Genomic DNA, 2,445 nt, shown 5'->3' with positions numbered 1-2,445 from the left:
TTTGCAGCCGTTTTCTTTGCGCCAAAGAAAATGGCGAAATATCCGCTCTATTGAAAAAAACTTCCTGTCCACAAATTGCACGAAAAAAAACACGAATTATTTTTTTATGGCTTTGGTATGTGGTTAGCGGTTGCATTATAATTTTTCATCAATGTTTACTGCAAGAATATAGATCGTCTCTTTTTTGTTATTTGTGATTATTCGTGTCATTCGTGGATAATATTGTTTTTTGTGTCAAAGAAAATGGCGACATCTCCGCTCTATTGAAAAAAGAAAAACAAACCGGCTATACTGGTTGCTGGTTTATAAATACCCCAATTCTTTGATTTGATTAAAAATATCTTCCACCAATACTTCCGGTGAAATTCCGGTGGAATTGACCACGATTTCTGCATCCTCCGGCGCTTCGTATGGGTCGGAAATTCCGGTGAACTCCTTTAGAACGCCCTTCCTCGCCAAAGCATACAATCCTTTTACATCCCGCTCTTCACATTTTTCCAAGGATGTGCTGACAAAAATCTCAATATATCCACCCAATGGGTTAATAAGCTCACGATTGACTCTTCTATCTGCCGTATATGGTGCAATGGGAGCGCAAATGGCAATCCCACCATTTTTGGTGATTTCACTTGCTACAAAACCAATTCGCTGCACATTCAACGAACGATGCTCTTTTGAAAAGCCCAGCTCACTCGAAAGATGCGTCCGAACAATATCACCATCCAATAACGTTACGGGCCGGCTACCGTCTTCAAGCAACTTTACAAGAAGTCCGTTGGCAAGTGTCGATTTCCCCGATCCGGATAATCCAGTAAAAAATATGGTTAATCCACGCTCAGTTAGCGGCGGGCGAGATGATTCCAATTCTTGTGCCACCTCTTTGTAAGTAAACCATTCCGGAATACCCTTTCCTTGATCTAATAATTCCCGCAGCTCAGTTCCCGAAATCGTTTGAAAATCCGTTCCTTTTTCAATGGTATCTATCGCTTCATATTTATCTTCCTGCGGCAAATACACCATAAACTTGAACGGTACCATTTCAATCCCGATTTCATCCTGATGCTTCATGAGTAATTCCTGCGCAGCATAAGGTCCGTAAAATGGGTTCCCGTCTTTATCATTCCCGGGACCGGCGTGATCTCTGCCAACCACAATATGTGTACAGCCAAAATTTTTCCGAATGAGCGCATGCCACAATGCTTCTCGAGGTCCTCCCATGCGCATGGCAAGAGGCAGTAAACTCATCATGGCAGTATTTTTTGGGTATTTTGGAAGTACATGCTGATAACAGCGAACGCGAGTGTAGTGATCCACATCGCCGGGTTTGGTCATGCCCACCACCGGATGAATTAGAAGTTTTGCGTTTAAATCTTGTGAAGCGCGCATAGTCATTTCCACATGCGCCCGATGAAGTGGATTCCGGGTTTGAAACGCTACAATCTTGTTCCACCCTTTTTCTTTAAAAACTGTTTTAAGTTCTGCCGGTGTGTGGCGATTCTCTGTGTAATCATAATGATGGGGCAAAGAAATTTCCTCTAACGTTCCACCAAGATAAACGGGGTTACTATGGTTCATTAAATAATTTACCGCAGGATGGGTTTCGTCTGTCGTTCCATAAACGGTTTGTGCTTCTTCATTAAAATCGGGATTATAAATATCCCTTACGCTCAAAACGGCGATGGCAAAGCCTTCGTGATCCCGCAGGGTTATTTTTTCACCCACAGAAATTTCTTTTGCGAAATCATGGGTTACATCCAATGTAATCGGTATGGGCCAAAGCGAACCGTCTTTTAACCGCATCGTTTTTAAAACGGACCGGTAATCTTCTTCTGTCAAAAAGCCCGATATTGGCGCAAAGGCACCGTTTAGCAATAATTCAATATCGCAGATTTGACGTTCCGTCAACTGCCAAGATTTATAATTAAATGCTTCTAGTTTTAATCTATTTGATTCGGCGGACATTATTATTGATTATTGAGAATTGAAAAAACCGGAAAAAGTGTTAAGACAAAAGTGTTAAGGTGTTCGAGTGTTCGAGTGTTTAAGAATTGACTATTTACTATTGATCCGTCTTCGTATTCACTTCGCCGGACAAGTATGTGAACGGTGATGAGTGAGCTGTAAATTGTGATGGGTGAACTGTGAGCAGATGGCTATTGACTATTTAGAATGTGGTTTAACGGTGTTCAGCCTTTTTGTCGCCTTGAGAAAATTCAACATTTAGATTCAAGGTGTTTTGAGGATAAGAAGGAATTACTGTCTGAACCGACGATAGGAGGTGAGTTTAATTCCTTAACGAAAAACAGTGCAGAATCGTTTGATTTTCTCACAGCGACTGTTTCTTTTGCAGCCGTTTTCTTTGCGCCAAAGAAAATGGCGAAATATCCGCTCTATTGAAAAAAACTTCCTGTCCACAAATTGCACGAAAAAAAACACGAATTATTT

At 41.2% G+C, this 2,445-nt stretch carries 1 protein-coding gene; it reads right to left on the bottom strand.

What is annotated here, in order from left to right:
• Positions 1–303 precede the first annotated feature (303 nt).
• A complete protein-coding gene (locus tag HOD97_00525; protein ID MBT4280095.1) occupies positions 304–1,962 on the bottom strand; it encodes a bifunctional sulfate adenylyltransferase/adenylylsulfate kinase in 1,659 nt (552 codons plus the stop codon).
• Positions 1,963–2,445: the final 483 nt, after the last annotated feature.

This window comes from Candidatus Neomarinimicrobiota bacterium (assembly GCA_018651745.1).
Lineage (GTDB): Bacteria > Fidelibacterota > Marinisomatia > Marinisomatales > TCS55 > JAAZYX01.
This window is presented reverse-complemented; position numbering and strand designations above follow the sequence as displayed.

Excerpts from the sequence above, each read along its gene's own strand:
- HOD97_00525 (MBT4280095.1), bottom strand. The coding sequence starts at position 1,962 with ATGTCCGCCGAATCAAATAGATTAAAACTAGAAGCATTTAATTATAAA.